This is a genomic window from Citrobacter sp. Cf116 (genome assembly GCF_030336505.1).
GTDB classification, from domain to species: domain Bacteria; phylum Pseudomonadota; class Gammaproteobacteria; order Enterobacterales; family Enterobacteriaceae; genus Citrobacter; species Citrobacter freundii.
On the sequence record NZ_JAOWEQ010000034.1, the window covers coordinates 1 to 26,084 of the forward strand.

Genomic DNA, 26,084 nt, shown 5'->3' on the forward strand with positions numbered 1-26,084 from the left:
TTCTTTAAGGTAAGGAGGTGATCCAACCGCAGGTTCCCCTACGGTTACCTTGTTACGACTTCACCCCAGTCATGAATCACAAAGTGGTAAGCGCCCTCCCGAAGGTTAAGCTACCTACTTCTTTTGCAACCCACTCCCATGGTGTGACGGGCGGTGTGTACAAGGCCCGGGAACGTATTCACCGTGGCATTCTGATCCACGATTACTAGCGATTCCGACTTCATGGAGTCGAGTTGCAGACTCCAATCCGGACTACGACATACTTTATGAGGTCCGCTTGCTCTCGCGAGGTCGCTTCTCTTTGTATATGCCATTGTAGCACGTGTGTAGCCCTACTCGTAAGGGCCATGATGACTTGACGTCATCCCCACCTTCCTCCAGTTTATCACTGGCAGTCTCCTTTGAGTTCCCGACCGAATCGCTGGCAACAAAGGATAAGGGTTGCGCTCGTTGCGGGACTTAACCCAACATTTCACAACACGAGCTGACGACAGCCATGCAGCACCTGTCTCAGAGTTCCCGAAGGCACCAAAGCATCTCTGCTAAGTTCTCTGGATGTCAAGAGTAGGTAAGGTTCTTCGCGTTGCATCGAATTAAACCACATGCTCCACCGCTTGTGCGGGCCCCCGTCAATTCATTTGAGTTTTAACCTTGCGGCCGTACTCCCCAGGCGGTCGACTTAACGCGTTAGCTCCGGAAGCCACGCCTCAAGGGCACAACCTCCAAGTCGACATCGTTTACGGCGTGGACTACCAGGGTATCTAATCCTGTTTGCTCCCCACGCTTTCGCACCTGAGCGTCAGTCTTTGTCCAGGGGGCCGCCTTCGCCACCGGTATTCCTCCAGATCTCTACGCATTTCACCGCTACACCTGGAATTCTACCCCCCTCTACAAGACTCTAGCCTGCCAGTTTCGGATGCAGTTCCCAGGTTGAGCCCGGGGATTTCACATCCGACTTGACAGACCGCCTGCGTGCGCTTTACGCCCAGTAATTCCGATTAACGCTTGCACCCTCCGTATTACCGCGGCTGCTGGCACGGAGTTAGCCGGTGCTTCTTCTGCGAGTAACGTCAATCGTTGCGGTTATTAACCACAACGCCTTCCTCCTCGCTGAAAGTACTTTACAACCCGAAGGCCTTCTTCATACACGCGGCATGGCTGCATCAGGCTTGCGCCCATTGTGCAATATTCCCCACTGCTGCCTCCCGTAGGAGTCTGGACCGTGTCTCAGTTCCAGTGTGGCTGGTCATCCTCTCAGACCAGCTAGGGATCGTCGCCTAGGTGAGCCGTTACCCCACCTACTAGCTAATCCCATCTGGGCACATCCGATGGCAAGAGGCCCGAAGGTCCCCCTCTTTGGTCTTGCGACGTTATGCGGTATTAGCTACCGTTTCCAGTAGTTATCCCCCTCCATCGGGCAGTTTCCCAGACATTACTCACCCGTCCGCCACTCGTCACCCAAGGAGCAAGCTCCTCTGTGCTACCGTTCGACTTGCATGTGTTAGGCCTGCCGCCAGCGTTCAATCTGAGCCATGATCAAACTCTTCAATTTAAGTTTGATGCTCGTGAATTAAACTTCGTAATGAATTACGTATGTTCACTCAGAGACTTGGTATTCATTTTTCGTCTTGCGACGTTAAGAATCCGTATCTTCGAGTGCCCACACAGATTGTCTGATAAATTGTTAAAGAGCAGTGCCGCTTCGCTTTTTCTCAGCGGCGCGGGGTGTGCATAATACGCCATCCCGCCACGAAGTCAAGCATTTAATTTCGCTTTCTTCGCCGGAGTTCTCAGTGGAACCCCGCTGACCCGGCGGCTTGTAATCCGTTGTTCCGTGTCAGTGGAGGCGCATTATAGGGAGTTATTTCGGGCTGACAAGTTAAAAATATAAAAAACTTATCAAGCGATTACTTTTCAATCAATACGTCTATTTTCGCCTGAATTTTAAACAAAAACGAGCCCCGCAGGGCCCGTTTATTGTTGTTTTGTGACTTACTGCACTGCCACGATGCGATCGTCATTCACTTCCAGACGAATCGTTTTGCCCGGAATCAGTTCACCAGACAGAATTTGCTGCGCCAGCGGGTTTTCGATCTGCTGCTGGATAGCACGTTTCAATGGACGTGCGCCATACACCGGATCGTAACCATTCGCACTCAGCAGTTTAAGCGCCTCGTCAGAAATATGGATTTCATAGCCACGCTCTTCCAGACGTTTGTACAGACGCTGCAGCTGGATCTGAGCAATAGAAGCAATGTGCTGCTCACCCAACGGATGGAATACAACAACCTCATCTATACGGTTGATGAATTCCGGTCGGAAGTTATGGCTCACGACGCCCAGCACCATATCTTTCATGTGGCCGTAATCCAGCTCACCAAAGCGTTCCTGGATTAGATCGGAGCCCAGGTTCGAGGTCATGATGACAACCGTATTACGGAAATCGACCGTTCTTCCCTGTCCGTCAGTCAGACGACCATCGTCAAGCACCTGCAGCAGAATGTTGAACACATCCGGGTGCGCTTTCTCCACTTCATCCAGCAGGATGACAGAGTAAGGACGACGACGTACTGCTTCCGTCAGATACCCACCTTCTTCATAACCGACATATCCCGGAGGTGCCCCAACCAAGCGAGACACCGAGTGTTTCTCCATAAACTCGGACATATCGATACGCACCATTGCGTCGTCACTGTCGAACATAAAGTTTGCCAGCGCTTTGCACAGTTCGGTTTTACCGACCCCGGTTGGACCAAGGAACAAGAATGAACCAATCGGACGATTCGGATCGGACAAGCCCGCGCGGCTACGACGGATGGCGTTAGAAACGGCTTCCACCGCTTCGTTCTGACCAATCACACGGCTGTGCAGCTCCTGTTCCATACGCAACAGTTTTTCCCGTTCGCCTTCCAGCATGCGAGCAACCGGGATCCCGGTCCAGCGCGCCAGCACCTCAGCAATTTCTGCATCCGTGACTTTATTACGCAGCAGACGCATGGTTTTGCCTTCAGACTGGGTGGCTGCTTCCAGCTGTTTTTCCAGTTCAGGAATTTTGCCGTACTGCAGTTCAGACATCCGCGCCAGGTCGCCAACGCGGCGCGCCTGTTCGATGGCGATTTTTGCCTGCTCCAGCTCAGCCTTGATAGTTTGCGTTCCCGAGAGGGAGGCTTTTTCAGCTTTCCACTCTTCCTCTAACTCAGAATACTGGCGCTCTTTGTCGTCCAGCTCTTCGTTGAGCATATCGAGACGTTTTTTACTTGCCTCATCAGACTCTTTCATTAATGCCTGCTGTTCCAGTTTGAGCTGGATAATACGGCGGTCGAGTCTGTCGAGTTCCTCCGGCTTGGAGTCAATCTGCATACGAATGCTGGATGCCGCTTCGTCAATAAGGTCGATAGCTTTATCCGGTAACTGACGATCGGCAATATAACGATGAGACAACGTAGCTGCCGCAACAATCGCCGGGTCAGTAATCTGCACATGATGGTGCAGCTCATAACGTTCTTTCAGGCCACGCAAGATTGCGATGGTGTCTTCCACTGAAGGTTCAGCCACAAACACTTTCTGGAAACGACGTTCCAGCGCCGCATCTTTTTCGATGTACTGGCGATATTCATCAAGCGTTGTGGCACCTACGCAGTGCAGTTCCCCGCGAGCCAGCGCTGGTTTCAGCATGTTCCCGGCGTCCATCGCGCCATCGGCTTTACCCGCCCCAACCATGGTATGCAATTCGTCGATAAACAGAATGACGTTGCCTTCCTGTTTCGAGAGATCGTTCAGCACACCTTTTAAGCGCTCTTCAAACTCACCGCGATATTTGGCCCCAGCCACCAGCGCGCCCATATCCAGCGCCAGTACACGACGGCCTTTTAAGCCCTCCGGCACTTCACCATTGATGATGCGTTGGGCCAGCCCTTCAACAATGGCTGTTTTACCGACACCGGGTTCACCGATTAACACTGGGTTATTTTTAGTACGACGTTGCAGCACCTGAATGGTACGGCGAATTTCTTCATCACGGCCGATAACTGGATCGAGTTTGCCCTGTTCAGCACGTTCAGTCAGATCGACGGTATATTTTTTCAAGGCCTGACGTTGGTCTTCAGCCCCCTGGTCATTCACGCTTTCACCTCCACGCATTTGTTCAATTGCCTGAGTGATATTGGCGGTCGTCGCCCCTGCTGATTTTAATAAATCGGTCAGCGTACCGCGTGACTCAAGCACCGCCAGAACGAACAGTTCTGACGAAATAAAGTTGTCCCCACGTTTTTGCGCCAGCTTGTCGCAAAGATTCAGTACACGCACCAGTTCCTGAGAAGGCTGCACATCACCGCCGGTACCTTCTACCTGCGGCAAGCGGCTCAACGCCTGGTCAATGGCTGTACGTAACTGGCCAGCATTAATGCCAGCAGACGTTAATAAAGGACGTACCGATCCCCCTTCCTGATTCAGCAAGGCGCTCATTAGATGAAGTGGTTCGATGAATTGATTGTCGTGCCCCAATGCGAGTGACTGGGCATCGGCAAGAGCAAGCTGGAATTTATTGGTAAGACGATCCAGACGCATAACTCCTCCCATAACAGGTCAAAATTGCTACTGGAGATTAAATGAGGTCATCCCTCAATTATTCAAGGTGAATGACCTGAATTATGTGAAAAGAAAATTACACGTACCGGATCGTCTTGATTCTTTAGGTTATATCAGCCAAATAAAACTTGCCATACGACCCGTGGTATTGTCGCGACGATAAGAGAAGAACGTCTCACTTTCACTAAAGGTGCAACGGTCGCCGCCGTGGATGTTCTCCACGCCGACATTTGCCAGCCGCTGACGGGCAAGCTGGTAGATATCCGCCAGATACTTGTCGCCGCGCGGTACAAATGCGAGGTCCGCTTGCGGATCTTTCGTCATGAATGCCTCGCGAACTTCTGCTCCCACTTCAAAGGCGTTTGGGCCTATCGCCGGTCCTAGCCAGGCAATAATGTTTTCAGGTTCGTCGGCAAAACACGCCACCGTCTCTTCCAGCACGCCAGCGCATAATCCTCGCCAACCCGCATGGGCCGCAGCCACTTCCGTCCCGGCGCGATTGCAAAACAGCACCGGCAGACAATCAGCGGTCATTACCGCACACACTGTGCCCGGCGTGTTGCTATACGACGCATCTGCGCGTTTGGAGGCGTAAGGCCCGCCTGTCAGTTTCAGGACATCCTTACCGTGGACCTGCTCCAGCCAGACCGGCTTTGACGGCAGATTGCCCGCAGCAAACAGTCGTTTGCGGTTCTCTTCAACATGCTCCGGGTTATCGCCGCAATGGGCGCCCAGATTCAGCGAATCGTAAGGCGGCATACTGACTCCGCCAATACGGGTAGAACTACACGCCGCGACACCTTGAGGTATCGGCCACTGCGGAACAATTAGCTTACTCATAGCCAGGCAATATCATCCTTATGTTCTTCGAAATCAGCGCGCATCACTTCAATCAATTGCACCATATCTTGTGGGATCGGCGCATGCCATTCCATTTCGATACCGGAAATCGGGTGATACAAACGCAGCATGGTCGCATGTAGCGCCTGGCGGTCGAACTTACGCAGTACGGAGATAAATTCGTCAGAAGCGCCTTTCGGTGGACGTGGACGACCGCCGTAGACCTGATCGCCCACCAGCGGATGAGTGATATGTGCCATGTGCACGCGGATCTGGTGCGTACGTCCGGTTTCCAGACGCAACCGCAGACGCGTGTGCACACGGAAGTGTTCCATAATGCGATAGTGCGTTACCGCCGGTTTCCCCATTGGGTGTACCGCCATGTGCGTACGCTTGGTCGGGTGACGGCTAATCGGTTCCTCAACGGTTCCGCCAGCAGTCATGTGACCAATTGCTACGGCTTCGTACTCACGGGTAATTTCGCGCAGCTGCAATGACTCAACCAGACGTGTTTGTGCCGGAACCGTTTTTGCCACCACCATTAATCCGGTCGTGTCTTTATCCAGACGGTGTACGATACCGGCACGAGGAACATCCGCGATTGGCGGGTAGTAATGCAGTAACGCATTCAATACCGTACCATCAGGATTCCCGGCGCCCGGATGCACTACAAGGTCACGGGGTTTGTTGATGACAAGAATATCATCATCTTCATAAACGATATCCAGTGGGATATCCTGAGGTTCAAAACGAACCTCTTCATCAATTTCTGCATTGATGGAGACACGCTCTCCACCCAACACTTTTTCTTTCGGTTTATCGCAAAGATTGCCATTTACCAGCACGCGCTGGTCGAGGATCCATTCTTTTATGCGCGATCGCGAATAATCAGGGAACAATTCGGCCAAAGCCTGATCTAAGCGTTGACCGAGCTGATTTTCGGAGACTGTTGCGGTGAGTTCTACTCGTTGTGCCATAAACTGCTTCTTCGTTTAACGTTGGGTTTTACGGCTTTGCCGTTTAATATAGTGTGCTATTGTAGCTGGTCTTAACCGGGAGCAGGAACAGAGAATCTCCCGTATTACATTTTGAGGAAAGTCAAAACGTCATGACGCGCATGAAATATCTGGTGGCAGCAGCCACGTTGAGCCTGTTTTTGGCGGGTTGCTCTGGTTCAAAGGAAGAGGTGCCCGATAATCCGCCAAATGAAATCTACGCGACTGCTCAGCAAAAGCTGCAGGACGGTAACTGGAAACAGGCAATAACGCAATTGGAAGCGTTGGATAACCGTTATCCATTTGGACCGTATTCTCAGCAGGTGCAATTAGATCTCATCTACGCCTACTACAAAAACGCCGATCTGCCACTTGCTCAGGCTGCTATCGATCGTTTTATCCGTCTTAACCCGACACACCCTAACATTGATTATGTCATGTATATGCGTGGCCTGACCAATATGGCGTTGGATGATAGCGCACTGCAAGGATTCTTTGGTGTTGATCGCAGCGATCGCGATCCGCAACACGCCCGAGCTGCGTTTAATGACTTTTCCAAACTGGTACGTGGCTATCCGAACAGCCAGTACACCACTGATGCCACCAAACGTCTGGTGTTCCTGAAAGATCGTCTGGCGAAGTATGAATATTCCGTTGCGGAATACTACACTGCCCGCGGTGCATGGGTTGCCGTGGTAAACCGTGTGGAAGGTATGCTACGCGACTACCCTGATACTCAGGCAACACGTGATGCTCTGCCGTTAATGGAAAAAGCTTATCGCCAGATGCAGATGAATGCGCAGGCAGAAAAAGTAGCGAAAATCATTGCCGCCAACAGCAGCAATACCTGATTTACCTCAGAATGCAAAACGGCAGCCCAAGGGCTGCCGTTTTTTTATCCGTTAACGCTACAACTGAAGCGGTTTAGCTCCGACGCATCCCATCAAATATGGCCTGCTTTCAGGTATTCCTCAAGTAAAAAATCGCCTGTTCCTGCGGTGCCTCACAAAAAGGTTTTCTTGACAAAAAGCGACAAAAAAATGTGATTTAGATCACGCATTTTGACATTGGGAACGGTATGCTGGAATCACCAAGACGGGAAAGACAAGAGGTAAAATTTATGACAATGAACATTACCAGTAAACAAATGGAAATTACTCCGGCAATTCGCCAGCATGTCGCAGACCGTCTCGCCAAACTAGAAAAATGGCAAACTCATCTGATTAATCCACATATCATTCTGTCTAAGGAGCCACAGGGTTTCATTGCTGATGCCACCATCAATACACCGAACGGACATCTGGTCGCCAGCGCAAAACACGAGGATATGTACACCGCAATTAACGATTTGATCAACAAGCTGGAACGGCAGCTCAATAAAGTGCAGCACAAAGGCGAAGCCCGTCGTGCAACAACTTCAGTCAAAGACGCCAACTTCGTCGAAGCAGAAGAAGAGTAGTCCTTTACATTGAGTGTATCGCCAACGCGCCTTCGGGCGCGTTTTTTGTTGACAGGGTGAAAACAGTACGGGTACTTTACTGACGTAGCCAAAGGAAAATTACATGAAACTTGTCCCGTTCTTCTTCGCATTCTTTTTTACCTTCCCCTGAATGGGAGGCGTTTCGTCGTGTGATAAAGAATGCGAAGACGAACAATAAGGCCTCCCACAACGGGGGGCCTTTTTTATTGATAACAAGAAAGGCAACACTATGACATCGGAAAACCCATTGCTGGCGCTGCGCGATAAGATCAGCACGCTGGATGAAAAATTACTGGCCCTGCTGGCTGAGCGACGTGGACTGGCCGTAGAAGTTGGTAAAGCTAAACTGCTTTCACATCGTCCGGTACGAGATATCGACCGTGAACGTGACCTGTTGGATCGCCTGATTCAGTTGGGCAAAGCACATCATCTCGATGCTCACTACATTACCCGCCTGTTCCAGCTCATAATCGAAGACTCCGTCCTGACTCAACAGGCTCTGCTCCAGCAGCACCTGAACAAAATTAACCCACACTCCGCGCGCGTGGCCTTCCTTGGGCCAAAAGGATCATATTCCCATCTGGCAGCACGTCAGTACGCCGCCCGCCATTTTGAACAATTTATTGAAAGCGGCTGCGCAAAATTTGCCGATATCTTTAATCAGGTCGAAACCGGACAGGCTGACTATGCTGTGGTTCCGATTGAAAACACCAGCTCCGGTGGGATTAACGACGTTTACGACCTGCTACAGCACACCAGCCTGTCTATTGTTGGCGAGATGACCATTACGATAGACCACTGTGTACTGGTGTCCGGCACGACGGATCTTGAGGCCATTGAAACGGTATACAGCCATCCACAGCCGTTCCAGCAGTGCAGCAAGTTCCTGAATCGCTACCCGCACTGGAAGATTGAGTACACTGAAAGCACCTCTGCGGCAATGGAAAAAGTTGCGCAGGCTAACTCGCCGCGCGTGGCGGCTCTGGGGAGCGAAGCCGGAGGCGTGCTGTATGGTTTGCAGGTTCTTGAGCACATTGAAGCTAACCAAACACAAAACATCACCCGCTTCGTGGTGCTGGCACGTAAAGCAATCAATGTATCCGACCAGGTTCCGGCAAAAACCACGTTGCTGATGGCAACAGGACAACAGGCCGGTGCTCTGGTAGAAGCATTGCTGGTGCTGCGTAACCATAATCTGATTATGACTAAACTGGAGTCACGCCCGATTCACGGCAATCCGTGGGAAGAGATGTTTTACCTTGATATTCAGGCCAACCTGGAATCCCCGCAGATGCAAAAAGCATTGAAGGAGCTGGGTGAGATTACACGTTCGATGAAAGTACTGGGATGCTATCCGAGTGAGAACGTGGTGCCGGTCGATCCGAGCTAACGTTTGACAGTGCCGGATGGCACTACGCTTATCCGGCCTACAATTCATGCGATTTTTGTAGGCCGGATAAGACGAAGCCGCCATCCGGCATCTTAATTAAGGACGGCTGTCATTCGCCTGGCGTAACAAAGTACGGCTTTCACTCTGGAAGCGTTTCGCATAATCGCCAAACCAATGCTCGACCTTACGGAAACTGTCGATAAACGCTTGCTTATCGCCCTGTTCCAGTAAACCAATCGCCTCACCAAAACGTTGGTAGTAGCGTTTGATCAGCGCAAGGTTGTTCTCAGACGACATAATAATATCGGCATAGAGCTGCGGATCCTGGGCAAACAGACGGCCAACCATCGCCAGTTCAAGACGGTAAATCGGCGAAGAGAGCGCCAGCAGCTGCTCCAGTTGAACATTCTCTTCCGCTAAATGCAGACCGTAAGCAAAGGTCGCAAAGTGACGCAATGCCTGAATAAACGCCATGTTCTGATCGTGTTCAACGGCGCTGATCCGATGTAGTCGTGCACCCCATACCTGAATCTGTTCCAGAAACCACTGATAGGCTTCCGGCTGACGTCCATCACACCAAACGACGACCTGCTTTGCCAGGCTGCCACTGTCCGGACCAAACATTGGGTGTAACCCCACCACCGGGCCATCATGTGCAGCCAGCATCGCCTGCAAAGGACCATTTTTCACTGAAGCCAGATCCACCAGGATGCAGTCAGACGGCAGACGCGGTAGTTTGGCGATCACCTGCTCGGTGATGTGGATCGGCACACTGACGATCACCATCCCAGCATCAGAGACGATCTCCGGCGCGCGATCCCAATCCTGCTGTTCCAGGATCCGCACCTGGTAACCTGACAGGGTGAGCATTTTTTCAAACAGACGCCCCATCTGACCGCCGCCACCGACGATCACTACCGGCCGCAGAGAAGGACAAAGCGTTTTAAACCCTTTGTCGTTCTCACTGGAATAAGACTCACGCATAACGCGGCGTAGCACATCTTCAATCAGATCCGGCGGCACGCCAAGGGCTTCCGCTTCTGCCCGGCGAGAGGCAAGCATAGAGGCTTCCCGTTCCGGCACGTAAATCGGCAACCCAAAACGGCTTTTTACTTCACCAACTTCGGCAACCAGCTCCAGGCGGCGTGCCAGTAAATCCAGCAGCGCCTTGTCGACTTCATCAATTTGATCGCGTAATGCGGTCAATTCAGCAACCATAACCAACCTCTTATGCTACACGCGCCGACAGCTGACCGTTTAAATCTTGACTAATTTCACGCAGCAGCGCATCCGTCATTTCCCAGCTAATGCAGGCATCGGTTACGGACACGCCGTATTTCATTTCGCTGCGCGGCTGTTCAGAAGACTGGTTGCCTTCGTGAATATTACTTTCAATCATCAAACCAATGATCGAGCGATTGCCATCTTTGATTTGTGCAATTACGGATTCAGCCACGGCAGGCTGACGGCGGTAATCTTTATTGGAATTACCATGACTGCAATCTACCATCAGAGAAGGTCGTAGTCCCGCCTGCTCCATCTCTTTTTCGCACTGGGCGACATCTGCCGGGCTGTAGTTCGGCGCTTTACCCCCGCGCAGGATCACGTGGCCGTCCGGATTCCCCTGAGTTTGCAACAGCGCAACCTGCCCGGCCTGATTAATACCAACAAAGCGGTGCGACTGCGCAGCCGCACGCATGGCGTTAATGGCGGTCGCCAGGCTACCGTCAGTACCATTCTTAAAGCCAACCGGCATCGAAAGACCGGAAGCCATTTCGCGGTGTGTCTGCGATTCCGTGGTACGGGCTCCGATTGCGGACCAGCTAAACAGATCGCCCAGGTATTGCGGGCTATTTGGATCCAGCGCTTCAGTTGCCAGCGGCAGTCCCATATTTACCAGTTCAAGCAGCAGCTGGCGCGCAATTTTCAGACCTGCTTCAACATCAAAAGAGCCATCCATATGAGGATCGTTAATTAACCCTTTCCAGCCAACGGTGGTACGGGGTTTTTCAAAATAGACGCGCATCACCAGGTAGAGGCTATCGCTGACCTCTGCGGCAAGGGCTTTAAATCGACGAGCATACTCAATAGCCATTTCAGGATCGTGAATGGAGCATGGGCCACATACGACCAGCAGGCGCGGATCGCGACCGGAGATAATATCTGAGATGGTTTTACGCGACTGGGCGATTTGCGCCTCTTGCTCCTGGCTCAGCGGAAATTCAGCTTTCAGCTGCTCCGGGGTCATCAGAACCTGTTCGTCGGTAATATGTACGTTGTTCAGCGCGTCTTTTTGCATGATGGTGATCCTGTTTAGCTCGTTTGCGATAGTTGATCCTCAGCGAGGAGGAAATAACGATACCACAACAGGTAAAGATTTCAATCCACAATCCGTAAATTTTAATTTACACAGCTTTATTTTAAGGCAAAAACAGCCCTTATAAATGTACACTTATATTTACATCGCGAATTTTAAGATCCGCTATGCTTAAAAAAACAAGGGAGCACAGGCAATGAAGCAACTCATCAGCACCTTATTTCTATTCCTTCTTAGCGGATGTCAGATAGATCCCTATACCCATGCCCCCACCTGGACTGGTACCGACTGGTATAACGCCGGGATACAAGATGCCATTTCGGGCTATGCCGTTAAAGATAATGAAACTCTTGCCGACAACTTCAATGATCCCGAAGTCGATCGTACGAAATATCTTAAGGGTTACGCCGAAGGGCAACGCAAAATCTGCCAGCAAGATTTTGTTTACGCCAGAGGTCTGACCGGGAAAACCTTTCCTGCAAGTTGTGATACGGTCGAAAATATTGACCAGTTACACGATGCCTGGAAAAAAGGAGCAAACGAAGGTGCTGCCTCAATAAGATTAAACTAAACAATGGTTTAAATATTACAGACAACTAGGATTTAACTTAAATCGCCATCTGCTTTACCCCTAGAATAATGACGGCTTAGGAAAATAATGTTATTTTGTCTTAAACAATCTTGAATGTATTTCGACGCTTTACGGCAAACGCTGGTAGGTAACTATTCATGAGCTATTCTTACCGACTCATACTTCTACTGGCACTGCTCCTGACCGGGTTACCGCTGTACGCCCAAAGCGTTACAGAAGAAGCAAAATCTGTACGTGCTATGGTTTCCGGCATCGTCAGTTATACACGCTGGCCAGCACTTTCCGGGCCACCCAAACTGTGTATTTTCTCTTCATCGCGTTTTTCCAGTGTTCTGGAAGATACCAGTACTGGGGCATTACCCTATCTTCCCGTCATCATTCGTACGGAACAAGAAATATTAGTTTCGCAATGTGACGGTTTTTATTTTGGAAAAGAATCACCTACTTATCAGGTGGAATTAAAGAATAAATATCCGACTAAGGCATTGCTATTAATTGCAGAACAAAATCCCGAATGCGTTATTGGCAGCGCCTTTTGCCTCATAATTAAAGATGAAGATGTGAGATTTTCCGTAAATATGGATTCCCTTTCACGCAGCGGCGTAAGGGTAAGTCCTGACGTATTGATGCTTGCACGGAATAATAAGCATGGATAAGGGCCATTTTCCTGTAACACGCCCAACGTTTAAACGGACATTACGGCGTATCAGCATAATCAGTGTCCTGGTGACGATGACGTTGATCTGGCTGCTGCTCAGCATTTCTTCCGTGCTGGCATTAAGACAGTATGCGCAAAAGAATCTGGATCTGACTGCCGCTACCATGACCCGCACGCTTGAAGCTGCATTAGTCTTTTCTGATAGTGTTGCAGCAACTGAAACACTGGCGGCACTGGGCCAGCAAGGGCAATTTTCCGTTGCGGAAGTTCGTAATAAACACCAGAAGGTGATCGCCACCTGGCGCTATAACGCGCAAGACACCACGGAGAAGATCAGCGGACTGATCAGCCACTGGCTGTTCCCACAACCGGTCACTCAGCCTATTTTGCATAATGGCAACGTCATCGGCGAAGTACGATTGACTGCACGCGATAGCGTTATCAGCCGTTTCATCTATTTGTCGCTGGCCGTTCTTACCGGGTGCATTTTGTTGGCATCAGGCATAGCATTAATGCTCACCCGCTATTTACACAATGGCGTCGTGGAAGCCCTGCAAAATATAACCGAGGTGGTACATGATGTACGTACCAACCGTAACTTTTCGCGACGCGTTTCCGAGGAACGCATTGAGGAGTTTCATCTTTTTGCCCAGGACTTTAATAGTCTGCTGGACGAGATGGAGGAGTGGCAACTTCGGCTGCAGGCAAAGAACGCTCAACTTTTGCGTACCGCGCTACATGATCCTCTGACGGGCCTGGCAAATCGCGCCGCTTTTCGTAGCAGTATTAACGCGCTGATGAATGACGATGCCGCCCACAGCAGCTCCGCTTTGTTATTCCTTGATGGTGATAATTTTAAATTTATCAATGATACCTGGGGCCACGCTGCGGGGGATCGGGTTCTGATTGAAGTCGCTAAAAGGCTGTCCGAATTTGGCGGTAATCGACATTCGCCATACAGACTTGGCGGCGACGAGTTCGCGATGGTGCTGTATAGCGTTCATTCTGAATATGAGGTTCAGCGGATCTGCGCGGCACTGTCACAAGAGTTTAACCGACCTTTTGACCTACATAATGGTCATCTGGCAAGCATGACACTCAGCATTGGATTTGCGCTGACGTGGGAACATGCCTCTGCCGAAAAATTACAAGAACTTGCCGATCAAAATATGTATCAGGCTAAACATTTGCGTTCTGAACGCATTATTAAAAAATAAGGAATTACACACATGCTAAAACGTTTATTATCCCCGTTTCTTCTGCTTTTACTGATTCTGGCAGGCTGTCAGGCACCTCAGGGGAAATTTACCCCAGAGCAAATTGCAGCCATGAAATCATACGGATTTACTGAAGCATCAGGAGACTGGTCTCTGGGCCTGTCTGATAACATCCTGTTTGATAAAAACGACTACAAGCTCCGCCCCGAAAGCGAAAAGCAGATCCAGGAGATGGCTTCTAAACTGGCTGCTACCGGGCTTAACCATGCGCGCCTGGACGGTCATACTGATAACTACGGTGAAGACAGCTATAACGAAGCTCTGTCGCTCAAACGCGCGAATGTGGTTGCCGATGCCTGGGCGCAGGGCGCTAATATTCCCCGCACCAACCTGACGACTCAGGGACTCGGGAAGAAATATCCCATTGCCAGCAACCAGACATCAAAAGGTCGTGCTGAAAATCGTCGCGTGGCGGTAGTGATCACGACGCCATAATTATCCCCCAACTGGCTGCGCGCCGCGCAGTCATTCCATTGCCATAAAGAACAACAGAGCAAACGTCGGGATAAAAAAAGGGCCAGCCTTTCGGCCAGCCCTTTTCTAACAGGATGTCGCTTGCGCGAATCTTAGTTAAGACGCTCTTTGATACGAGCAGACTTACCAGTGCGCTCACGCAGGTAGTACAGTTTAGCTTTACGAACAGCACCACGACGTTTAACAGCAATGCTGTCAACTACCGGAGAGTGAGTCTGGAAGACACGCTCAACGCCTTCGCCGTTGGAAATTTTACGAACAGTGAATGCAGAGTGCAGACCGCGGTTACGAATAGCGATAACCACGCCCTCGAATGCCTGCAGACGTTTTTTGGAACCTTCAACAACCCATACTTTCACTTCCACGGTATCACCCGGACGGAAGGAAGGTACGTCCTGCTTCATCTGTTCTTGTTCAAGTTGCTTAATAATGTTGCTCATAATTTAATCTCTTATCCTGGGTAAACTGATATTGGGGGCTTACGCCTGCCCATCATGTTTATGTTGCTGTTGTGCGTGTTCCTTTTTGAACTCCGCCAGCAACCTTGCTTGCTCTTCAGTCAGAGCCAGGTTTTCCAGAAGTTCAGGTCTTCTAAGCCAGGTCCGGCCCAGCGACTGTTTCAAACGCCAGCGACGTATCTCAGCGTGGTTTCCTGACAGTAACACTGCCGGTACTTCCATCTGCTCTAACACTTCAGGTCGGGTATAGTGCGGGCAATCCAGCAATCCATCAGCAAACGAATCTTCGATTGCTGAAGCTTCATGACCCAGAACTCCCGGAATAAATCGGGAAACGGAGTCGATCAGCGTCATTGCCGGTAACTCACCACCGCTGAGTACGTAATCGCCGATTGACCATTCTTCGTCAATTTCGGTTTGAATCACGCGCTCATCTATTCCTTCATAGCGACCACATACCAGAATCAGCTTTTGATTCGTGGCCAGTTCGCTAACGCCCGCTTGATCAAGCTTGCGTCCCTGAGGTGAAAGATAAATCACCTTTGCGCCTTCACCAGCCGCAGCTTTTGCTGCGTGAATGGCGTCCCGTAAAGGTTGCACCATCATTAACATCCCCGGTCCGCCGCCGTACGGACGATCGTCCACGGTACGGTGCCGGTCATGAGTAAAGTCACGAGGACTCCAACTCTGGATGTTCAGCAGGCCATTTTTTACTGCCCGGCCAGTTACCCCGTAATCGGTAATTGCGCGGAACATTTCTGGAAACAGGCTAACGATACCTATAAACACAAGCCAATCCCCATAACGCCGACTTTTACCGTTTATCCGGTGGTTTAAAAACCAGGATCCCAATCTACTTCGATAGTTCGAGTAGCGAGATCGACTTTCTTGATAACCTGCCCATCGAGGAACGGCACAAGACGTTCCTTGATACCAAACGCATCTTTCAGGTTTGCCTTGATGACGATGACGTCATTCGAACCGGTTTCCATCATATCGACGACTTTACCGAGATCGTAGCCTTCAGTGGTCACTACCTGGCAGCCCATAAGGTCTTTCCAGTAGTAGGAACCATCTTCCAGCGCTGGCAACTGCGAGGAATCCACGACAATTTCGCAATTAGTCAGTAGATTCGCCGAATCACGATCGTCAACGCCTTTCAGCTTGATGATCAGATCCTGATTGTGGTGCTTCCAGCTTTCCAGCTGTACTTGCTGCCACTGACCCGCCTTCTGGATAAACCAGGGCTGATAGTCAAAAATGCTTTCGGCGTCTTCAGTGGAAGAAAACACTCTGAGCCAACCACGGATACCGTAAGAAGACCCCATTTTCCCCAAAACGATGGGTTCTACAGGAGCCTGTGCGGCGAGTTGCTTGCTCATCATGACCACCGTGACAGATTAAGCTGCTTTGTTTGCTGCTTTGATCAGCGTAGCTACGCGATCAGAAATAGTCGCGCCCTGGCCAACCCAGTGAGCGATGCGATCCAGATCCAGGCGAGTGCCTTCTTCTTTTTCGCTAGCGATTGGGTTAAAGAAGCCAACGCGCTCGATGAAGCGACCGTTGCGTGCATTACGGCTGTCGGTAACAACAACCTGGTAGAACGGACGCTTTTTAGCGCCGTGACGAGCTAAACGAATAGTAACCATAACATCCTCTTGTGTGAATAAAACACCCAGGCCCCATCGAGGAACGGAGCCCGGGTGTCATATTAAAAGCCCGAAAATTTTACTGATTTCTGGGGAAAATGCAATCAGCAGTTGATAACTCTGCTATAAAAGGCCGTCGGCGGTGCCGTCAGTTCGGTGCCGGTGTGTGCGCAGCCACCGGAGCGTACACGCAGTACGTGAGGATGGCGAGCACACCCCAGTGCCGAAATGGCAAACAAGCCAGGCCGATTAGCGGCCAGGGAAGCCGGGCGGCATCATCCCCTTCATACCACGCATCATCTTCGCCATACCGCCCTTCTTCATTTTCTTCATCATGCGCTGCATGTCGTCGAACTGTTTCAGAAGGCGGTTTACGTCCTGTACCTGCATACCGCAACCGGCAGCGATACGGCGTTTACGGGAACCTTTGATAATTTCCGGCTTAGCGCGTTCTTTCATCGTCATCGAATTGATGATGGCTTCCATACGCACCAGAACTTTATCGTCCATCTGCGATTTCACATTGTCAGGGATCTGACCCATGCCCGGCAGCTTGCCCATCAGGCTTGCCATACCGCCCATGTTTTTCATCTGGTTGAGCTGTTCAAGGAAATCATTGAGATCGAAGCCATCGCCTTTTTTCAGCTTGCTGGCTAATTTTTCTGCCTGCGCGCGGTCAACCTTGCTTTCGATATCTTCGATCAGCGACAGCACGTCGCCCATGCCGAGAATACGCGAAGCAATCCTGTCCGGGTGGAACGGCTCCAGCGCTTCGGTTTTCTCGCCGACGCCGAGGAATTTAATTGGCTTACCGGTAATATGACGAATAGAAAGCGCCGCACCGCCACGGGCATCACCATCAACTTTTGTCAGTACTACGCCGGTTAACGGTAGCGCTTCGTTAAAGGCTTTTGCGGTATTCGCGGCATCCTGACCGGTCATGGCGTCGACCACAAACAGCGTTTCTACCGGTTTGATAGAAGCGTGGACCTGTTTGATTTCGTCCATCATCGCTTCGTCAACGTGCAGACGACCGGCGGTATCCACCAGCAGCACGTCATAGAATTTGAGTTTGGCTTCTTTCAGCGCGGCGTTAACGATATCGACCGGCTTCTGGCCAACATCCGACGGGAAGAAGTCCACGCCGACCTGCTCGGCCAGAGTTTCCAACTGTTTGATCGCCGCCGGGCGATAAACGTCCGCGGAGACCACCAGCACTTTTTTCTTGTGCTTCTCGCGCAGGAATTTACCCAGCTTACCGACGCTGGTCGTTTTACCCGCACCCTGCAGGCCCGCCATAAGCACCACGGCTGGCGGCTGTGCAGCCAGATTCAGGGTCTGGTTTTCTTCGCCCATTGCCGCAACCAGTTCGTTACGGACAATCTTGACGAATTCCTGACCCGGCGTCAGGCTTTTGTTAACTTCATGACCAACCGCTTTCTCTTTTACGCGATTGATAAACTCACGCACTACCGGCAGCGCTACGTCAGCCTCCAGCAGCGCCATGCGCACTTCGCGCAGCGTCTCTTTAACGTTGTCTTCAGTAAGGCGTCCACGGCCACTGATATTGCGCAGCGTGCGCGACAAACGATCGGTTAAATTATCAAACATTGTCTCTCGCCTGGGGTGGAAACGGTCGGTCGCGACAGCGACACATCAACAGAAATTTGTCGCAGTATAACATGAAGCCGCCTTTGTTGTTATGCAACGGTTGGAGCAGCGGTCACGTAACGCTATACTGCTTTTCTTTATCACTGGCCAACTGTCGACACCTATATGCCCGTTTTTGCTCTGCTCGCCCTTGTCGCCTACTCAGTCAGCCTCGCGCTGATTATTCCCGCTCTGCTGCAAAAAAACAGCGGCTGGCGGCGTATGGCTATTCTCTCTGCGGTTGTCGCGCTGGTAAGCCATGCTATCGCCCTGGAAGCGCGTATTCTGCCCGGCGGTGAAAGCGGACAAAACCTGAGTCTGTTGAACGTCGGCTCGCTGGTGAGCCTGATGATCTGTACGGTAATGACCATTGTCGCTTCCCGCAATCGAGGCTGGCTATTGCTGCCCATTGTCTACGCCTTTGCGCTGATAAACCTGGCCTTCGCCACGTTTATGCCTAACGAGTTCATCACCCATCTCGAAGCTACGCCGGGCATGATGATCCATATCGGGCTTTCGCTTTTCGCTTACGCCACGCTGATTATCGCCGCACTCTATGCGCTACAGCTTGCATGGATTGACTACCAACTGAAAAACAAAAAACTGGCTTTCAGCAATGAGATGCCGCCGTTGATGAGTATTGAGCGGAAAATGTTTCATATCACCCAAATTGGCGTGGTTCTGCTGACACTCACCCTGTGCACAGGCCTGTTTTACATGCATAACCTGTTCAGTACCGAGAACATTGATAAAGCCGTTCTCTCTATCGTGGCATGGTTTGTCTATATCGTTCTGTTGTGGGGGCATTACCATGAAGGTTGGCGCGGACGTCGCGTCGTATGGTTTAACGTCGCAGGCGCAGGCATTCTGACACTGGCCTATTTCGGCAGTCGTATCCTGCAGCAGTTCGTGAGTTAAATCTTTAAGGAATCCTACGTGGAACACATCTCCACCACCACGCTCATTGTCACGCTCCTCATCATGGTGGTCATTTCCGCCTATTTTTCCGGTTCTGAAACCGGAATGATGACCCTGAATCGCTATCGTCTACGTCATCGGGCCAAGCAGGGAAATCGACAGGCAAAACGCGTTGAAAAGTTACTTCGCAAGCCGGATCGCCTGATAAGCCTGGTGCTCATCGGCAATAATCTGGTGAATATTCTGGCCTCCGCGCTCGGTACTATTGTCGGTATGCGCCTGTATGGCGATGCGGGCGTCGCCATTGCCACTGGGGTACTGACGTTTGTGGTACTGGTTTTTGCCGAAGTACTGCCAAAGACGATTGCCGCACTATATCCGGAAAAAGTCGCCTATCCGAGCAGTGTCCTGCTGGCTCCCCTGCAGATTCTGATGATGCCGTTGGTATGGTTACTCAACACCATCACGCGGCTGCTGATGCGCATGATGGGCATCAAAACGGATATCGTAGTGAGCGGTTCGCTGAGTAAAGATGAACTGCGAACGCTGGTGAATGAATCGCGCTCGCAAATCTCACGCCGTAACCAGGATATGCTGCTGTCAGTGCTGGATCTGGAAAAAGTCAGCGTCGATGACATCATGATCCCGCGTAATGAAATTATCGGCATTGATATCAACGATGACTGGAAATCAATCGTGCGTCAGCTTTCGCACTCTCCGCACGGTCGTATTGTGCTGTATCGTGACTCGCTGGACGACGCTATCAGTATGCTACGCGTACGTGAAGCCTGGCGATTGATGGCCGAGAAAAAAGAGTTCACCAAAGAGACCATGTTACGCGCCGCCGACGAAATTTATTACGTTCCGGAAGGCACGCCACTCAGCACCCAGCTCATTAAATTTCAGCGTAATAAGAAGAAAGTGGGCCTGGTCGTCAATGAATATGGTGATATTCAGGGACTGGTTACGGTCGAGGATATCCTGGAAGAGATTGTTGGTGACTTCACGACCTCAATGTCACCGACGCTTGCCGAAGAAGTCACGCCGCAGAATGACGGTTCGGTTATCATTGACGGTAGCGCCAACGTTCGTGAAATCAATAAGGCGTTTAACTGGCACCTGCCGGAGGATGATGCACGTACCGTGAACGGTATTATTCTTGAAGCGCTGGAAGAGATCCCGGTTGCCGGAACACGTGTGCGTATTGGGCAGTACGATATCGATATTCTCGACGTGCAGGACAATATGATTAAACAGGTGCAGGTGTTGCCCGTCAAACCGCTGCGGGAAAGCGTATCGGACCAGTGAGAGTAATCCAGACCGGGTAGCGCATCAGCATTACCCGGTCTGAGGCTGATTAGCCTTTGGCTTTCGCCACAGAGACCATCGCCGCACGGATGGTACGTCCGTTCAGGGTATAGCCTTTCTGCATAACCATCAGCACATTACCGGCAGCAACGTCGTCAGACTCTACCATGGCAATCGCCTGATGCACGTTCGGGTCCATCGGCACGTCGATATCCGCAACCACTTGTACGCCAAACTTCGCCACAACATCCAGCATTGACTTACGGGTCAGCTCAATACCTTCAACCATCGCCGCCATCGCGTCATTATCTTTGTCCGCAACTTCCAGCGCACGGTCCAGGCTATCCAGCACCGGCAGCAGCTCGTTGACGAATTTTTCCAGTGCAAACTTATGCGCTTTTTCTACGTCCAGTTCGGTACGACGACGCAGGTTTTCCATTTCCGCTTTGATACGCAACACGCTGTCGCGCTCGCGAGTTTCGGCTTCAGCAAGCTGAGCTTCCAGATTCGCAATTTTTTCATCGCGCGGATCCACCTGCTCAGCAGAAGCGTCTGATTCAACCGCCTCAACTTCTTCGTGCTGATCCATGATAATTTCTTCCGGGGCTTGCCCCTCAGGCGTTTTCTGTTCTTTACTACTCATGAATTTCTCCGCGTTTTTTTCGCATTCATCTCGCTAACCTGGATTATTATGGGGATAAGATTCAGGGTTTCAAGGGAAGTACTCACATTGTCACTAATCTTCGTTACAAGGACCTCGAGAAAATGAACAAACATTTCAAGTGTATTGGCATTGTGGGGCATCCACGTCACCCCACTGCACTGACCACACATGAAATGCTCTACCGTTGGCTGTGCGCCAAAGGTTATGAGGTAATCGTTGAGCAACAAATCGCCCACGAGCTGCAGCTGAAAAATGTGAAAACCGGTACGCTCGCAGAGATTGGCCAGCAGGCAGACCTCGCCGTGGTTGTCGGTGGCGACGGCAATATGCTGGGCGCCGCACGCACCCTGGCACGTTATGACATCAAGGTTATTGGCATTAACCGCGGCAACCTCGGTTTCCTGACCGACCTTGACCCAGACAATGCACAACAACAGTTAGCTGACGTGCTGGAAGGCCACTACATCAGCGAAAAGCGCTTTTTACTCGAAGCCCAGGTGTGCCAACTGGACTGCCAGAAGCGTATTAGCACTGCGATCAATGAAGTCGTGTTGCACCCCGGAAAAGTGGCGCACATGATTGAATTTGAAGTCTATATCGATGAAATTTTTGCCTTCTCCCAGCGTTCAGACGGCTTGATTATTTCCACACCGACCGGCTCTACCGCCTACTCACTCTCTGCCGGAGGCCCGATACTGACGCCTTCGCTGGATGCCATTACGCTAGTCCCGATGTTCCCACATACGCTTTCCGCACGACCGCTGGTGATCAACAGTAGCAGCACCATTCGCCTGCGCTTCTCTCATCGCCGTAACGATCTGGAAATCAGCTGTGACAGCCAGATCGCCCTGCCTATACAGGAAGGTGAAGACGTATTAATTCGCCGCTGTGATTATCATCTGAACCTGATACACCCAAAAGATTACAGCTATTTCAACACATTAAGCACTAAGCTAGGCTGGTCAAAAAAATTATTCTAATTTAAAGCCAACCTCTTTACTGTATAAAAAACCAGTTTATACTGTATGTAATTACAGTTATGGTTTTTCATACAGGAAAACAGCTATGTTGGCACAACTGACCATCAGCAATTTTGCTATCGTTCGTGAACTTGAGATCGATTTCCAGAACGGAATGACCGTTATTACCGGTGAAACCGGTGCGGGTAAGTCCATTGCCATTGATGCTCTCGGTTTGTGCCTGGGCGGACGCGCAGACGCCGACATGGTACGTGCAGGCGCCACGCGAGCTGACCTCTGCGCCCGCTTCGCCTTAAAAGACACCCCCGCGGCCCTGCGCTGGCTGGAAGAAAACCAGCTTGAGGAAGGCCGTGAGTGTTTGCTACGTCGCGTTATCAGCAGCGACGGACGTTCACGTGGCTTCATTAACGGCACTGCCGTACCGCTGTCACAGCTGCGCGAGTTGGGCCAGTTGCTTATTCAAATCCACGGTCAGCATGCGCATCAGCTCCTGACAAAATCAGAACACCAAAAATCCCTGCTTGATGGCTACGCCAATGAAGCGTCCCTGACTCAGGAAATGGCTGTGCGCTACCAACTGTGGCACCAAAGCTGCCGTGACCTGGCACATCATCAACAACAGAGTCAGGAACGCGCAGCCCGGGCAGAGCTATTGCAATACCAGTTAAAAGAACTGAACGAATTCAACCCGCAGCCAGGTGAATTTGAGCAAATTGATGAAGAGTACAAGCGTCTGGCTAACAGCGGGCAATTGCTCACCACCAGCCAACAGGCACTGGCTATCATGGCAGACGGCGAAGACGTTAATCTGCAAAGCCAGCTGTACACGGCAAAACAGTTGGTTAGTGAATTGGCAGGAATGGACGGTAAGCTCTCCGGTATTCTGGACATGCTGGAAGAGGCCACTATCCAGCTCAGCGAAGCCAGCGACGAGCTGCGCCACTATTGCGATCGTCTGGATTTAGACCCTAACCGTTTGTTCGAACTTGAGCAGCGTATTTCCAAACAAATCTCATTGGCGCGAAAGCATCATGTTGCCCCTGAAGCGCTGCCACAGTTCTATCAGTCATTGCTGGATGAACAACAGCAGTTAGACGATCAGGCCGACTCTCTCGAAACCTTAACCCTGGCGGTGAACAATCACCACCAGCAGGCACTGGAAACGGCAAAAATGCTGCACCAACAGCGCCAGCATTATGCTCAGGAACTGGGACAACTTATTACAGAGAGCATGCATACTCTCTCAATGCCGCACGGTGTCTTTTGCATTGATGTGAAATTTGAGGAACATCATTTGAGCTCAGACGGTGCCGATCGCGTAGAGTTTAAAGTGACCACTAACCCAGGCCAGCCGTTGCAGCCGATTGCGAAAGTCGCTTCCGGTGGGGAACTGTCGCGCATTGCGCTGGCTATTCAGGTTATTACCGCACGTAAAATGGAAACACCGGCGCTGATTTTCGATGAAGTGGATGTCGGCATCAGCGGCCCGACTGCTGCGGTGGTGGGAAAAATGCTGCGTCAGTTGGGCGAGTCAACCCAGGTAATGTGTGTTACTCACCTGCCGCAGGTTGCTGGCTGTGGCCATCAACATTTCTATGTCAGCAAAGAAACAGATGGCGCGATGACCGAAACACACATGCAGCCGTTGGATAAACGCGCTCGCCTGCAGGAATTAGCCCGCCTGCTTGGCGGTAGCGAAGTGACGCGCAATACCCTCGCAAATGCAAAAGAACTGCTGGCGGCATAAACTTTTTTACCTTGTTAAGGTCTGAGTTCAACATAAAATCGCCGACCGACCCGACAGCAAAAGGTTTTAAAGTGGTGAAAGGTCTATTATCATCGGCATATTACATATGAGCCGCGTACTGCTCGGGCCCGAAAAGGAATCAAATCACTATGCGCTGTAAAACGCTGACTGCTGCTGCAGCAGTACTACTGATGTTGACTGCAGGCTGTTCCACTCTGGAGCGAGTGGTTTACCGCCCTGACATCAACCAGGGAAATTATCTGACACCTACCGATGTCGCCAAAGTGCGCACGGGTATGACGCAACAGCAGGTTGCTTATGCTCTGGGTACACCAATGATGTCAGATCCTTTTGGCACTAACACCTGGTTTTATGTGTTCCGTCAGCAACCTGGTCATGAAGGCGTAACCCAGCAAACACTGACGCTGACTTTTAACAGCAGCGGCGTTTTGACGAACATTGATAACAAACCTGCGTTGACCGACAACAAGTAGGATTAACAGATCAAAAAAAGGTGCTCAATGAGCACCTTTTTTATTGTCTGCTATTTTTTTGCGGATTTCTCTGCTCGCTGTCTGCGCAGCTCTTTCGGATCAGCAATCAGTGGCCGGTATATTTCCACCCGATCGCCGTCATGCAGAACATCAGCAAGCTTTACCGGACGGCTGTATATCCCGACTTTATTTTTGCTGAGATCGATATCGGTACGTAATTCCAGCAGCCCGGAAGCGCGGATAGCCTCTTCCACCGTAGCACCCTGTTGCAGCGTTACACGCTGTAGATACTGTTTCTCGGGCAGCGCATACGCCACTTCAACGACAATTTTAGCCGACGCTGACACTGTAAACCTCTTTCGCGCGAACCGTGAAGGCCTGCACCATGTTTGAAGCCAGTTCTTTAAAGATACGACCAAACGCCAGCTCGATTAACTTATTGGTAAACTCAAAATCGAGATGAAATTCAATACGACATGCTTCATGACTCAGTGGCGTAAACTTCCATCCGCCAATGAGTTTCTTGAACGGGCCGTCGACCAGATGCATCAGGATGCTCTGGTTACTGGTCAATTGATTGCGCGTGGTGAACGTTTTGCTAATCCCTGCTTTCGAGACATCCACAGCCGCGGTCATCTGTCCCGGAGTTGACTCCAGCACACGGCTACCGGTGCAACCCGGTAAAAACTGGGGATAGGATTTAACATCATTCACTAGCTGATACATCTGTTCCGCACTGTAAGGTACTAAAGCGGTCCGGCTAATCTGAGGCATAACAATTTCCATCAATATCAATCACACAAATAATACCATTTATCCCCCGCTAAAAAAAACGCTATAGCCTAACTCGTGCTAAGATAGCGCCTTGCGCCCCGCTGGATGAAATGGGGTGTTTTTCGATTCCAGATTACCTATACTGAGCGGCATTATGACGAAGAAAAAAGCACACAAACCTGGCTCAGCCACAATCGCGCTTAACAAGCGCGCACGACACGAATACTTTATTGAAGAAGAGTTCGAAGCAGGACTCGCTCTGCAAGGTTGGGAAGTCAAATCTCTGCGCGCAGGTAAAGCTAACATCGGCGATAGCTATGTCATCCTTAAAGACGGCGAAGCGTTCCTGTTTGGCGCCAACTTCACGCCAATGGCTGTTGCCTCAACGCATGTGGTATGTGATCCCACCCGTACCCGTAAGCTGTTGTTAAACCAGCGTGAACTCGACTCCCTGTATGGTCGTATGAATCGTGACGGTTATACCGTCGTTGCGCTTTCACTGTACTGGAAAAATGCCTGGTGCAAAGTGAAAATTGGCGTCGCAAAAGGTAAGAAACAGCACGACAAGCGCTCCGATGTGAAAGAACGCGAATGGCAGTTAGATAAAGCGCGCATTATGAAAAATGCTGGTCGCTAAACGCTACTCCTCTGTGACCAGTCTCTCACCCTGAGACTGGTTCTTATTTTTTAGTTATTGAAACCCACCCAATACATTCATCAAATTTATGGTTTATTTGTGCTGAATCGTTCAGGTATGAAATAAACTCCCATGGCATTACCGTAGCGACCCATAGTCTAATAAAATAAAACTTCAAGACCATATTGCCTATAT

Annotated in this window: 27 protein-coding genes, 1 rRNA gene and 1 other annotated feature; of the genes, 14 read left to right on the plus strand and 14 right to left on the minus strand. The window is 50.8% G+C overall.

What is annotated here, in order from left to right; all coding sequences use genetic code 11:
* Window positions 1-10: 10 nt before the first annotated feature.
* From OGV74_RS05590 to rluD, 4 genes are all read right to left on the minus strand, one after another.
* A 16S ribosomal RNA gene (locus OGV74_RS05590) occupies window positions 11-1,552 on the minus strand.
* 440 nt (window positions 1,553-1,992) lie between these two features.
* Window positions 1,993-4,566, minus strand: coding sequence for an ATP-dependent chaperone ClpB (gene clpB / locus OGV74_RS05595; protein WP_003031249.1), 2,574 nt, complete (start codon window positions 4,564-4,566; stop codon window positions 1,993-1,995).
* A 129-nt stretch (window positions 4,567-4,695) separates the two neighbouring features.
* The gene (gene yfiH, locus OGV74_RS05600; RefSeq protein WP_003845843.1) at window positions 4,696-5,427 is read right to left on the minus strand and encodes a purine nucleoside phosphorylase YfiH; all 732 of its coding nucleotides are present in this window, start codon (window positions 5,425-5,427) and stop codon (window positions 4,696-4,698) included.
* Window positions 5,424-6,404, minus strand: a complete 981-nt coding sequence (gene rluD / locus OGV74_RS05605; RefSeq protein ID WP_003031246.1) for a 23S rRNA pseudouridine(1911/1915/1917) synthase RluD — start codon at window positions 6,402-6,404, stop codon at window positions 5,424-5,426. The genes yfiH and rluD overlap by 4 nt, the downstream gene beginning before the upstream one ends.
* A 131-nt stretch (window positions 6,405-6,535) precedes the next feature.
* On the opposite strand from rluD, the gene bamD reads away from it, so the two are divergent.
* The 4 genes from bamD (at window position 6,536) to pheA (ending at window position 9,292) form a co-directional block, all read left to right on the plus strand.
* Window positions 6,536-7,273, plus strand: a complete 738-nt coding sequence (gene bamD, locus OGV74_RS05610) for an outer membrane protein assembly factor BamD (RefSeq protein WP_003031245.1) — start codon at window positions 6,536-6,538, stop codon at window positions 7,271-7,273.
* A gap of 269 nt (window positions 7,274-7,542) precedes the next feature.
* Window positions 7,543-7,881 carry a ribosome-associated translation inhibitor RaiA gene (raiA, locus tag OGV74_RS05615; protein ID WP_003031244.1) on the plus strand — a complete coding sequence of 113 codons (339 nt, stop codon included), beginning with the start codon at window positions 7,543-7,545 and terminating at the stop codon, window positions 7,879-7,881.
* A 102-nt stretch (window positions 7,882-7,983) separates the two neighbouring features.
* Window positions 7,984-8,109 (plus strand) — a sequence feature (Phe leader region).
* Window positions 7,985-8,032 carry a pheA operon leader peptide PheL gene (gene pheL, locus OGV74_RS05620; RefSeq protein ID WP_100250063.1) on the plus strand — a complete coding sequence of 16 codons (48 nt, stop codon included), beginning with the start codon at window positions 7,985-7,987 and terminating at the stop codon, window positions 8,030-8,032. It overlaps the preceding feature by 48 nt.
* 22 nt (window positions 8,110-8,131) lie before the next feature.
* Entirely contained in the window at window positions 8,132-9,292 is a 1,161-nt protein-coding gene (gene pheA, locus OGV74_RS05625; RefSeq protein WP_086504437.1) for a bifunctional chorismate mutase/prephenate dehydratase, read from the plus strand.
* Between the two features lie 96 nt (window positions 9,293-9,388).
* Here the strand turns inward: pheA and tyrA are convergent, their stop codons facing one another.
* Both tyrA and aroF read right to left on the minus strand, forming a co-directional pair.
* Window positions 9,389-10,510 (minus strand): bifunctional chorismate mutase/prephenate dehydrogenase, encoded by a 1,122-nt coding sequence (gene tyrA / locus OGV74_RS05630; RefSeq protein ID WP_086504438.1) that lies wholly within the window; start codon window positions 10,508-10,510, stop codon window positions 9,389-9,391.
* Between the two features lie 10 nt (window positions 10,511-10,520).
* On the minus strand, window positions 10,521-11,591 hold the full coding sequence (gene aroF, locus OGV74_RS05635) for a 3-deoxy-7-phosphoheptulonate synthase AroF (RefSeq protein ID WP_003031241.1): 1,071 nt from the start codon (window positions 11,589-11,591) through the stop codon (window positions 10,521-10,523).
* A gap of 214 nt (window positions 11,592-11,805) precedes the next feature.
* Here aroF and OGV74_RS05640 point away from each other — a divergent pair, with 214 nt between their 5' ends.
* The 4 genes from OGV74_RS05640 to OGV74_RS05655 all read left to right on the plus strand — a co-directional run bounded on the left by OGV74_RS05640 (window position 11,806) and on the right by OGV74_RS05655 (window position 14,571).
* On the plus strand, window positions 11,806-12,180 hold the full coding sequence (locus OGV74_RS05640) for a DUF2799 domain-containing protein (RefSeq protein WP_086504439.1): 375 nt from the start codon (window positions 11,806-11,808) through the stop codon (window positions 12,178-12,180).
* Between the two features lie 158 nt (window positions 12,181-12,338).
* On the plus strand, window positions 12,339-12,857 hold the full coding sequence (gene yfiR, locus OGV74_RS05645) for a regulatory sequestration protein YfiR (RefSeq protein WP_003839843.1): 519 nt from the start codon (window positions 12,339-12,341) through the stop codon (window positions 12,855-12,857).
* Window positions 12,850-14,076 carry a diguanylate cyclase DgcN/YfiN gene (gene dgcN / locus OGV74_RS05650; RefSeq protein ID WP_032949832.1) on the plus strand — a complete coding sequence of 409 codons (1,227 nt, stop codon included), beginning with the start codon at window positions 12,850-12,852 and terminating at the stop codon, window positions 14,074-14,076. Before yfiR ends, dgcN begins: the two co-directional genes overlap by 8 nt.
* Before the next feature lie 12 nt (window positions 14,077-14,088).
* On the plus strand, window positions 14,089-14,571 hold the full coding sequence (locus tag OGV74_RS05655) for an OmpA family protein (protein WP_044713232.1): 483 nt from the start codon (window positions 14,089-14,091) through the stop codon (window positions 14,569-14,571).
* Window positions 14,572-14,702: 131 nt separating this feature from the next.
* On the opposite strand, the gene rplS is transcribed toward OGV74_RS05655, so the two are convergent.
* The 5 genes from rplS to ffh form a co-directional block, all read right to left on the minus strand.
* Window positions 14,703-15,050, minus strand: a complete 348-nt coding sequence (gene rplS / locus OGV74_RS05660; RefSeq protein ID WP_002914145.1) for a 50S ribosomal protein L19 — start codon at window positions 15,048-15,050, stop codon at window positions 14,703-14,705.
* Between the two features lie 39 nt (window positions 15,051-15,089).
* Entirely contained in the window at window positions 15,090-15,857 is a 768-nt protein-coding gene (gene trmD, locus OGV74_RS05665; RefSeq protein ID WP_003031232.1) for a tRNA (guanosine(37)-N1)-methyltransferase TrmD, read from the minus strand.
* A 44-nt stretch (window positions 15,858-15,901) separates the two neighbouring features.
* Window positions 15,902-16,450, minus strand: coding sequence for a ribosome maturation factor RimM (gene rimM / locus OGV74_RS05670; RefSeq protein WP_003031230.1), 549 nt, complete (start codon window positions 16,448-16,450; stop codon window positions 15,902-15,904).
* Window positions 16,451-16,468: 18 nt separating this feature from the next.
* Window positions 16,469-16,717, minus strand: a complete 249-nt coding sequence (rpsP, locus tag OGV74_RS05675) for a 30S ribosomal protein S16 (RefSeq protein WP_003031228.1) — start codon at window positions 16,715-16,717, stop codon at window positions 16,469-16,471.
* Window positions 16,718-16,966: 249 nt separating this feature from the next.
* Window positions 16,967-18,328 carry a signal recognition particle protein gene (gene ffh, locus OGV74_RS05680; RefSeq protein WP_003031226.1) on the minus strand — a complete coding sequence of 454 codons (1,362 nt, stop codon included), beginning with the start codon at window positions 18,326-18,328 and terminating at the stop codon, window positions 16,967-16,969.
* Between the two features lie 165 nt (window positions 18,329-18,493).
* Here ffh and OGV74_RS05685 point away from each other — a divergent pair, with 165 nt between their 5' ends.
* Window positions 18,494-19,285, plus strand: coding sequence for a cytochrome C assembly family protein (locus OGV74_RS05685; RefSeq protein ID WP_003031224.1), 792 nt, complete (start codon window positions 18,494-18,496; stop codon window positions 19,283-19,285).
* Between the two features lie 18 nt (window positions 19,286-19,303).
* Entirely contained in the window at window positions 19,304-20,593 is a 1,290-nt protein-coding gene (locus OGV74_RS05690; RefSeq protein WP_008324538.1) for an HlyC/CorC family transporter, read from the plus strand.
* Between the two features lie 49 nt (window positions 20,594-20,642).
* Here OGV74_RS05690 and grpE read toward each other — a convergent pair whose 3' ends face one another.
* Entirely contained in the window at window positions 20,643-21,236 is a 594-nt protein-coding gene (gene grpE, locus OGV74_RS05695; RefSeq protein ID WP_003031221.1) for a nucleotide exchange factor GrpE, read from the minus strand.
* Between the two features lie 122 nt (window positions 21,237-21,358).
* Here grpE and nadK point away from each other — a divergent pair, with 122 nt between their 5' ends.
* From nadK to bamE, 3 genes are all read left to right on the plus strand, one after another.
* Window positions 21,359-22,237 carry an NAD(+) kinase gene (gene nadK / locus OGV74_RS05700; protein ID WP_003031220.1) on the plus strand — a complete coding sequence of 293 codons (879 nt, stop codon included), beginning with the start codon at window positions 21,359-21,361 and terminating at the stop codon, window positions 22,235-22,237.
* An 85-nt stretch (window positions 22,238-22,322) separates the two neighbouring features.
* Complete coding sequence (gene recN, locus OGV74_RS05705; RefSeq protein ID WP_003845854.1) at window positions 22,323-23,984, plus strand: DNA repair protein RecN; 1,662 nt, start codon at window positions 22,323-22,325, stop codon at window positions 23,982-23,984.
* Between the two features lie 149 nt (window positions 23,985-24,133).
* Window positions 24,134-24,478, plus strand: coding sequence for an outer membrane protein assembly factor BamE (gene bamE / locus OGV74_RS05710; protein WP_003826401.1), 345 nt, complete (start codon window positions 24,134-24,136; stop codon window positions 24,476-24,478).
* 50 nt (window positions 24,479-24,528) lie between these two features.
* Here bamE and OGV74_RS05715 read toward each other — a convergent pair whose 3' ends face one another.
* Window positions 24,529-24,825 carry an RnfH family protein gene (locus OGV74_RS05715; RefSeq protein ID WP_003839823.1) on the minus strand — a complete coding sequence of 99 codons (297 nt, stop codon included), beginning with the start codon at window positions 24,823-24,825 and terminating at the stop codon, window positions 24,529-24,531.
* The gene (ratA, locus tag OGV74_RS05720; RefSeq protein WP_003031213.1) at window positions 24,809-25,252 is read right to left on the minus strand and encodes a type II toxin-antitoxin system toxin RatA; all 444 of its coding nucleotides are present in this window, start codon (window positions 25,250-25,252) and stop codon (window positions 24,809-24,811) included. The genes OGV74_RS05715 and ratA overlap by 17 nt, the downstream gene beginning before the upstream one ends.
* Before the next feature lie 154 nt (window positions 25,253-25,406).
* Here ratA and smpB point away from each other — a divergent pair, with 154 nt between their 5' ends.
* Window positions 25,407-25,889 carry an SsrA-binding protein SmpB gene (smpB, locus tag OGV74_RS05725; protein WP_003031211.1) on the plus strand — a complete coding sequence of 161 codons (483 nt, stop codon included), beginning with the start codon at window positions 25,407-25,409 and terminating at the stop codon, window positions 25,887-25,889.
* The last annotated feature ends 195 nt before the right edge of the window (window positions 25,890-26,084 follow it).

Excerpts from the sequence above, each read along its gene's own strand:
- nadK (WP_003031220.1), top strand. The coding sequence starts at position 21,359 with ATGAACAAACATTTCAAGTGTATTGGCATTGTGGGGCATCCACGTCAC.
- dgcN (WP_032949832.1), top strand. The coding sequence starts at position 12,850 with ATGGATAAGGGCCATTTTCCTGTAACACGCCCAACGTTTAAACGGACA.
- rluD (WP_003031246.1), bottom strand. The coding sequence starts at position 6,404 with ATGGCACAACGAGTAGAACTCACCGCAACAGTCTCCGAAAATCAGCTC.
- OGV74_RS05640 (WP_086504439.1), top strand. The coding sequence starts at position 11,806 with ATGAAGCAACTCATCAGCACCTTATTTCTATTCCTTCTTAGCGGATGT.
- smpB (WP_003031211.1), top strand. The coding sequence starts at position 25,407 with ATGACGAAGAAAAAAGCACACAAACCTGGCTCAGCCACAATCGCGCTT.
- bamD (WP_003031245.1), top strand. The coding sequence starts at position 6,536 with ATGACGCGCATGAAATATCTGGTGGCAGCAGCCACGTTGAGCCTGTTT.
- rimM (WP_003031230.1), bottom strand. The coding sequence starts at position 16,450 with ATGAGCAAGCAACTCGCCGCACAGGCTCCTGTAGAACCCATCGTTTTG.
- ffh (WP_003031226.1), bottom strand. The coding sequence starts at position 18,328 with ATGTTTGATAATTTAACCGATCGTTTGTCGCGCACGCTGCGCAATATC.
- OGV74_RS05655 (WP_044713232.1), top strand. The coding sequence starts at position 14,089 with ATGCTAAAACGTTTATTATCCCCGTTTCTTCTGCTTTTACTGATTCTG.
- pheA (WP_086504437.1), top strand. The coding sequence starts at position 8,132 with ATGACATCGGAAAACCCATTGCTGGCGCTGCGCGATAAGATCAGCACG.
- aroF (WP_003031241.1), bottom strand. The coding sequence starts at position 11,591 with ATGCAAAAAGACGCGCTGAACAACGTACATATTACCGACGAACAGGTT.
- clpB (WP_003031249.1), bottom strand. The coding sequence starts at position 4,566 with ATGCGTCTGGATCGTCTTACCAATAAATTCCAGCTTGCTCTTGCCGAT.
- yfiR (WP_003839843.1), top strand. The coding sequence starts at position 12,339 with ATGAGCTATTCTTACCGACTCATACTTCTACTGGCACTGCTCCTGACC.
- OGV74_RS05685 (WP_003031224.1), top strand. The coding sequence starts at position 18,494 with ATGCCCGTTTTTGCTCTGCTCGCCCTTGTCGCCTACTCAGTCAGCCTC.
- yfiH (WP_003845843.1), bottom strand. The coding sequence starts at position 5,427 with ATGAGTAAGCTAATTGTTCCGCAGTGGCCGATACCTCAAGGTGTCGCG.
- raiA (WP_003031244.1), top strand. The coding sequence starts at position 7,543 with ATGACAATGAACATTACCAGTAAACAAATGGAAATTACTCCGGCAATT.
- ratA (WP_003031213.1), bottom strand. The coding sequence starts at position 25,252 with ATGCCTCAGATTAGCCGGACCGCTTTAGTACCTTACAGTGCGGAACAG.
- bamE (WP_003826401.1), top strand. The coding sequence starts at position 24,134 with ATGCGCTGTAAAACGCTGACTGCTGCTGCAGCAGTACTACTGATGTTG.
- rpsP (WP_003031228.1), bottom strand. The coding sequence starts at position 16,717 with ATGGTTACTATTCGTTTAGCTCGTCACGGCGCTAAAAAGCGTCCGTTC.
- grpE (WP_003031221.1), bottom strand. The coding sequence starts at position 21,236 with ATGAGTAGTAAAGAACAGAAAACGCCTGAGGGGCAAGCCCCGGAAGAA.
- tyrA (WP_086504438.1), bottom strand. The coding sequence starts at position 10,510 with ATGGTTGCTGAATTGACCGCATTACGCGATCAAATTGATGAAGTCGAC.
- rplS (WP_002914145.1), bottom strand. The coding sequence starts at position 15,050 with ATGAGCAACATTATTAAGCAACTTGAACAAGAACAGATGAAGCAGGAC.
- recN (WP_003845854.1), top strand. The coding sequence starts at position 22,323 with ATGTTGGCACAACTGACCATCAGCAATTTTGCTATCGTTCGTGAACTT.